This window comes from Pseudomonadota bacterium (assembly GCA_016927275.1).
Taxonomy (GTDB): Bacteria; UBA10199; UBA10199; order 2-02-FULL-44-16; family JAAZCA01; genus JAFGMW01.
The window spans coordinates 1-7,002 of record JAFGMW010000033.1; the positions used below are offsets into that span (position 1 = coordinate 1).

Consider the following 7,002-nt stretch of genomic DNA (forward strand, 5'->3'; position numbering starts at 1 on the left):
AACAAAACCATTTGATCATTGGGATTTGGTGCTTGGAATTTATTTGGAATTTGGGATTTGGTGCTTGGAATTTGTCGAAGGGGGTGAGCCCGGCGACAGCCTGCCTGCCGCCTGCCTGCCGGCAGGCAGGGTAGGCAGGGTCCCGAAGCTAACTTAATGAATTATTGTTCTTAGGCGGGCCGACGAAGAATTCGATCGAGCCGATGAGCTCCTGCATGTCGATGTGCGTGTTCCTGCAGGGCCCCTCGGGCCTCCGGTTCGTGATCCCTATTACGGAGAATGTCGTGCCCACGTCCCTGATGCCGCTCACCAGGTCGCGCTCGCAGGCAACGCCGATGACCGCGGTGGGGCGGACCTCCTTGACCTTCTTCCTGGCGAGCTCGCCCCCTGATACGGTGTGGATCGTGATGGGGTAGATCTCCTTCAGCGCGTTTATCTGCTGCAGCTGCTCCTTCGTGAGGCAGCGCGGCAGGAGGATGAGGAGGTTCTCCTGCCTGTCCGCGGGCTTGACCGCGCGCGAGATCGAGTTCGAGACCTTGATGAACGAGTGGCCCATGCGGTCGCGCGAGATCTTGAAGAGCCGAGCGACCCTGAACGCGCCCGAGAAGACGAGGTCGTAGAGCGGCTTGAGCGCCAGAGGCGAGAAGAGGACCTTTCGGCCGCCGGCTACGGTGATGAAGAGCTGCGCGTACCATGCGAGGAAGAGGGCCCCGAAGAGGGCCGCCATGAGCCACGCGAACGGCGGCAGAAGCCTGTGCCACTCCGCGATCCGCGGCGCGATGAGATAGACGAACGCCGCGGCAGCGGCGCACGCCAGCAGCGCAAACGCTGCGGCCGCCATGAGGAAGAGCGCCTTGCCCTCCCTGATGTGGCCCTCGTCCCTTCCGTCCCAGTCGAGCCACTCGTCGCCGAGGTTTCTGCCCTCGCCGTCGCCGAGCCCGCCCTGGTATTGTTTGAAATGACTCATCCCGTTGCGATCTCCATGCGGCCCGCGCCTTTGACAAACGCCGCCTCGGCAAATACTGTCCTGATGGCGGATGTGCGGCGTCGAAGCCTGTAGAATCCCTTTTTATAGATGTCTGCCGAGCTTTGCACCTTCCCCCCGGTCTTGCCCTTCGATCTGAGCTCCGGCAGAGAGCGACCCTATATCGGCAAGTTACGCGACTGGGCAAGACAAAAGAAAATATTTCCTCTTTTTCGTTTGACACCACAATATGTAGTGGCTTAGAAAACTTCATACACACTAGATATTGTGGATAACCCGGTGGATAAACGGTGGGAATCGTCTTTAGCCAATTGATAATTAAAGATTATTTCTGCCTAAAAAGGGGATTTTGGGCATTTGAGAATGCGCAAGCCCTTCCACGCAAAAGTTATCCGACGTCATCTCGGATTTTTGCAATCTCCGGGCTGAACCGCCTTTGATCTCGGGAGGATCGATGGTCACGAAAGCAGCGCAGCGCACCGCACGTTCGAACACAGGCAAGGCCAAGGCCCATCTTGCGCCCGCGCAGAACGGGCTCAAGATCCAAAGGCGCTTCACCAGGCGCGGCGCTGACCCGCTGGGCGAGGTGGTCTACGCAGAGCGCGCGAGCCTCATCACCGACCCGGACGGCTCGGTCGTCTTCCGCATGGAGGGGGCCGAGGTCCCAGAGCAGTGGTCGCAGCTGGCAACCGACATCCTCGTCTCGAAGTACTTCCGCAAGCGCGGCGTCCCCGGCGAGGGGTACGAGACCAGCGCGCGCCAGGTGATATCGCGCATCGTGAAGGCGATAGCCGCTTCCGGCGTCGAGCAGGGCGGCTACTTCGCCTCCGCCGAGGACGCCGAGGCCTTCGAGGCGGAGCTGTCTTACATGCTCATAAACCAGGTCGGCGCATTCAACTCGCCGGTCTGGTTCAACTGCGGCCTCTACCAGTCCTACGGCATAGAGGGCAGCGGCGGGAACTGGCACTGGGACCCGAAGGAGAAGGGGTTCAGGCAGACCCTCAATTCGTACGAGCACCCGCAGTGCTCCGCCTGCTTCATACAGTCGGTCTCGGACGATCTCATGTCGATCTTCAGCCTGGCGCGCAACGAGGCCAAGCTCTTCAAGTACGGATCCGGGACCGGCACCAACTTCTCCGCGCTGCGCTCCAAGTACGAGAGGCTCTCGGGCGGCGGCACGAGCTCCGGGCTCATGAGTTTCCTCGAGGTGCTCGACAGGGGCGCCGGCGCCACGAAGTCCGGCGGCACGACCAGGCGCGCGGCCAAGATGGTGTGCCTCGACGCGGACCACCCCGAGATAGCCGACTTCGTGGAGTGGAAGGTGGGCGAGGAGAAGAAGGTGGCCGCCCTCATCGAGGCGGGATATTCGGCCGATTTCAACGGCGAGGCGTACAAGACCGTCTCGGGCCAGAACTCCAACAACTCGGTGCGCGCGAGCGACGACTTCATGTACGCCTATCTCAACGACGAGCCATGGGAGACGAGGCTGCGCACCACCGGCGAGATCCACGAGAGGCTGTCCGCCAGGGAGCTCATGCACAAGATATGCAACGCCACCTGGGCGTGCGCCGACCCGGGGCTGCAGTTCGACACCACGATCAACAAGTGGCACACCTGCAAGGCGTCGGGCCGCATCAACTCCTCGAACCCCTGCTCCGAGTTCATGTTCGTGGACGACTCGGCGTGCAACCTGGCCTCCATCAACCTCATGAAGTTCTACGACGAGGACACGGGCACGTTCGACGTGGGGGGCTTCGAGCACGCGTGCCGCGTCTTCACGATTGCGCAGGAGATCCTGGTGGACTTCTCCTCGTATCCCACCGAGTCGATAGCCCGCAACAGCCACATCTTCAGGCCGCTGGGGCTTGGCTACGCCAACCTGGGCACCATGCTCATGGTGAGCGGCCTTCCCTACGACTCCGACGAGGCGAGGGCGCTGTGCGCGACCATCACCGCCATAATGACCGGCGCCGCCTACAGGGCCTCCTCCGAGATCGCGTCCAAAATCGGCGCGTTCGACGAGTATGCAAAGAACCGCGAGTCAATGCTCGAGGTGATCCGCATGCACCGCGACGCGGTCTACGCCATCCCGCAGGAGGGATGCCCGCAGTACCTCCTGGACGCGGCCCGCTCCGGGTGGGACCGGTGCCTGGCCGAGGGCGAGCGCGCGGGCTACCGCAACTCGCAGGTCACGGTGCTCGCCCCCACCGGCACCATAGGCCTTCTCATGGACTGCGATACCACCGGCATCGAGCCCGACTTCACCCTGGTCAAGTTCAAGAAGCTCGCGGGCGGCGGTTACTTCAAGATCGTCAATCGCTCGGTGCAGATGGCGCTGAGAAAGCTGGGCTACTCGAAGCGCGAGATAGACGACATCATCGTGTACATGCAGGGGACCGCCGACCTCGTCGGCTCGCCGCACATCAACGAGCACAGCCTGCGCGACAAGGGGTTCACCGATGAGGACCTGGCCAGGGTCGCCAGGGCGCTCCCCGGGATATACAGCCTGCCGTACGCGTTCAGCGCGAACGTGCTCGGCAAGGAGGCCATGGCGCGCTTCGGCCTCACCGAGGAGCAGTACGAGGCAAAGGGCTTCAACATGCTGCGCTCGCTCGGGTTCTCCGACGCCCAGATCGAGGAGGCCGGTCTCACCATATGCGGCAGGATGACCATCGAGGGCGCTCCGCACCTGAAGCACGAGCACCTGGCGGTCTTCGACTGCGCCAACAAGTGCGGCGCCCACGGCACCCGGTTCATCGCGCCCATGGCGCACATAAAGATGATGGCAGCCGCGCAGAAGTGCATCTCCGGCGCGATCTCCAAGACCGTGAACCTCCCCGGCGAGACCACGGTCGAGGACGTGGAGAGGATATACGTGGAGGCCTGGCGGCAGGGGCTGAAGGCCGTGGCGCTCTACCGCGACGGGTCCAAGATGGCGCAGCCGCTCTCCGCAACCGCGAAAGAGCTCAAAAAAAAACTGGATACGAATGTTACGGAGGATGGTCTCGCTGCTGCGGCCCAGACCCAGCCTGTTCTTAAGCGCCGCAGGCTCCCCAAGAAGCGCCGCGGTTTCACGCAGGAGGCGCGCATCGGGGGCCACAAGGTCTATCTGCGCACCGGCGAGTACGATGACGGCACCCTCGGCGAGCTCTTCATAGACATGCACAAGGAGGGCGCCGCCTTCCGAAGCCTCATGAACTGTTTCGCCATCGCCATATCGCTGGGGCTCCAGTACGGCGTCCCTCTCGAGGAGTACGTGGACTGCTTCACCTTCACCCGATTCGAGCCGCAGGGGGTCTGCGACCACCCGAACATCAAGATGTCCACCTCGGTCATCGACTACATCTTCCGCGTCCTGGGGATGGAGTATCTAGGCCGGACCGACTTCGTCCAGGTGAAGCCCACGAAGGACGAGGACCTCAAGATGGAGCTGGAGAGCTCGGCCGCAATAGCGCGCAGCGAGGAGGGGAAGAGGGATGGGGCGCCCGCCGAGAAGAAAGACCCGCCCGTGGCGGCCGTCGCCCGGCCGCAGCAGTCCGCATCGGCCGACGGGCTGCAGACCGCTGCCCAGCAGGCGGTGGTCGTGAACATCGCCGAGGCCAAGCGCGCGAACCAGGGCGTGACCGCGCAGCTCTCCGGCATGATGGGCGACGCCCCGTTCTGCGACCAGTGCGGCCACGTGACGGTTCGCAACGGCGCGTGCTACAAGTGCATCAACTGCGGCAACTCGATGGGATGCTCGTAAGATCCGTGACTCGTGACCAGTAACCGGTAACCCGCAATACGGGTCACGGGTCACGGGTCACGGGTCACGAATATTCATGGTTAAAGACAAAGTTATTACAGAGCCCCGCGTTTATCTCATCGGTCGCCAGGGCGTGGATCAGAAGATGCTCAAGGCGTTCCTCGACGACGAGGGCCTGATCTTCGAGACCGACACCGAGGTGCCCGCCGAGGTGCTCGCCGAGGCGGCGGGCCGGACGTGCTACATGTCGTTCGGCAAGGGGAGAAAGACCAACGCCGACTACCTCGAGCGCATCATCTCCAGCCACCACGGTTCGGTGCTCGAGCACGCGGTGTGGAATTTCCTCATCACTGGCGTCTCGCGCTCGCTCACCCACGAGCTCATCCGCCACAGGGCCGGCTTCGGATTTTCGCAGCTCAGCCAGCGCTACGTGGACGAATCGGAGGCCAGCTACGTCTGCCCGCCGTTCTACCGCGAGAGGCCGAAGCTGTACGAGAAGTGGCTCGCCGCGGTGGAGGCTGCGCACGATTCCTACGTCGATCTCGTGGAGGTGACCGAGCCGTATGTGGCGGAGGAACACCCCGAGCTCGCCTCGACCGACCGCCGCAAGATCGTGCGCCAGTCGGCCCGCTCGGTGCTGCCCAACGCCTGCGAGACCAAGATATTCGTCTCCGCAAACGGCCGGGCCCTTCGCCACTTCTTCGAGATGCGCGGCTCGCCGCACGCGGACACCGAGATCCGCGAGCTGGCGGTGGCCATGTGCCGCATCATGAAGGAGGAGGCGCCGAACATCTTCGCTGACGTGGAGGTCGTGCTCGAGGACGGGATAGAGACCATCAGCGTCAAGCACTCAAAAGTCTGAAACTCCAGACGGCTTCGGGTTCCTTCCAGCCGACATGCAGGCTGTCGTCGATATTGTAGACGGAGCGGGTCGGCGCGCTCTTCTCGCTACGCTCGTCGCCTCATGCGCCGGCTCCTCGCTGGGCTTTCGTCGGCCGGATCGTAACAGGCTACGGAATCCGGCCTCCCTGCCTGCCGGCAGGCAGGCTCGAGCCCCGCTGCGAAGAGCGCGCCGACCCGCTCCGTGTCAAGTCGGCACTCTGTTCCCGCCGTCACCCGAAGCCGTTTAAAATTATCCTGCGATGACTTGCTTGAGTTCCGGAAAATTGCGCTTGAGCTCCGCTTCAACGCCGGCCTTGAGCGTCATGAGAGAGAAGGGGCAGCAGCCGCAGGCGCCAGTGAGCTTTACCACGACGGTATTATCTGTTTTCACATCGACGAGCTCCACGCCGCCGCCGTCAGCAGCGAGCCTGGGGGCTATCTTTTCCTTTAACACCTTTTCCACCGAAGCTTTGTCCATAACTCCTCCGTCGTGCCGAATCCTTAAGGGCTGCTCCTTTGACCACAGATCGACAAGAGGGGCAACCAGTTTTTTATAGACTGCCAAGGGTGTCATGAGCTAGGAGATGCAGCCTATGACGCGCAGGGAGTGGATCAAAAAGAGCGCATGGTTCGCATCCATGATCGCGTATTTCGCGCTGGGATACGCACTTCTCACCAAAATCAGCCAGGGGAGCGAGCGTTTCTTCGACGTGTCCATGGGGTTCGAGTCGCAGATCCCGTTCGTCCCTGCCTTCATATTCGGCTACTTGCTCGTATTCCTCTCTGTGTCCCTGGCATATATTGTGATCGACGACATGGATGAATGGATGAAGTCCGCACGCGCTTATTTCATATCCACGACGATCGCGTACATCTTATTTTTCCTCTTCCCCGTACGCATGGACCTTCGGCCTGTGATCGAGACTGCGACCGGGCTCACGGAGTGGGGGGCGCAGCTCTACTTCAGTATCGATGCTCCCTACAACTGCTTCCCGTCGTTGCACGTTACATACCCGGTGCTTGCGGTGATCGCGGTCTGGGGAAGATACCGCCGACTACGCTGGCTCTTCGCAGCAATGGCCCTGGCTGTCTCGATATCCGTCGTTATGGTCAAACAGCACTACATCGCCGACGTGATCGCAGGTATGGCCAACGCCGGCCTCTCCTACTGGCTGGCCGTCGCTTACGAGCGGTACACAGTTTTGCGAAGAGACGCAGAGGTCCCATTGACTGGATAGAAGCGAGACGCCACTTGAGCGGCGTCCCTCTTGTGCCTCCGGGTGGCCGCGGATCGGGGGACCCCATAAATAAAATTCCAAATCCCAAGCACCAATAACCAAATAAGCACCAATTACCAGGCACCAAATTCCAAACAAAACCATTTGATCAT

The 7,002-nt window shown here is 61.7% G+C and carries 5 protein-coding genes; 3 read left to right on the plus strand and 2 right to left on the minus strand.

The features are described from left to right. Nucleotides 1–148: 148 nt before the first annotated feature. Entirely contained in the window at nucleotides 149–967 is an 819-nt protein-coding gene (locus JXA24_02230; protein ID MBN1282574.1) for a DUF116 domain-containing protein, read from the minus strand. A gap of 472 nt (nucleotides 968–1,439) precedes the next feature. Between JXA24_02230 and JXA24_02235 the strand changes: the two genes are divergently transcribed. Further along, nucleotides 1,440–4,730, plus strand: a complete 3,291-nt coding sequence (locus JXA24_02235; protein ID MBN1282575.1) for a vitamin B12-dependent ribonucleotide reductase — start codon at nucleotides 1,440–1,442, stop codon at nucleotides 4,728–4,730. A gap of 76 nt (nucleotides 4,731–4,806) precedes the next feature. Next, a complete protein-coding gene (thyX, locus tag JXA24_02240; protein ID MBN1282576.1) occupies nucleotides 4,807–5,592 on the plus strand; it encodes an FAD-dependent thymidylate synthase in 786 nt (261 codons plus the stop codon). A 270-nt stretch (nucleotides 5,593–5,862) separates the two neighbouring features. Here thyX and JXA24_02245 read toward each other — a convergent pair whose 3' ends face one another. Further along, nucleotides 5,863–6,090: a NifU family protein gene (locus JXA24_02245; protein ID MBN1282577.1), complete on the minus strand. Its 228-nt coding sequence runs from the start codon at nucleotides 6,088–6,090 to the stop codon at nucleotides 5,863–5,865. 115 nt (nucleotides 6,091–6,205) lie between these two features. Between JXA24_02245 and JXA24_02250 the strand changes: the two genes are divergently transcribed. After that, the gene (locus JXA24_02250) at nucleotides 6,206–6,850 is read left to right on the plus strand and encodes a phosphatase PAP2 family protein (GenBank protein MBN1282578.1); all 645 of its coding nucleotides are present in this window, start codon (nucleotides 6,206–6,208) and stop codon (nucleotides 6,848–6,850) included. The last annotated feature ends 152 nt before the right edge of the window (nucleotides 6,851–7,002 follow it).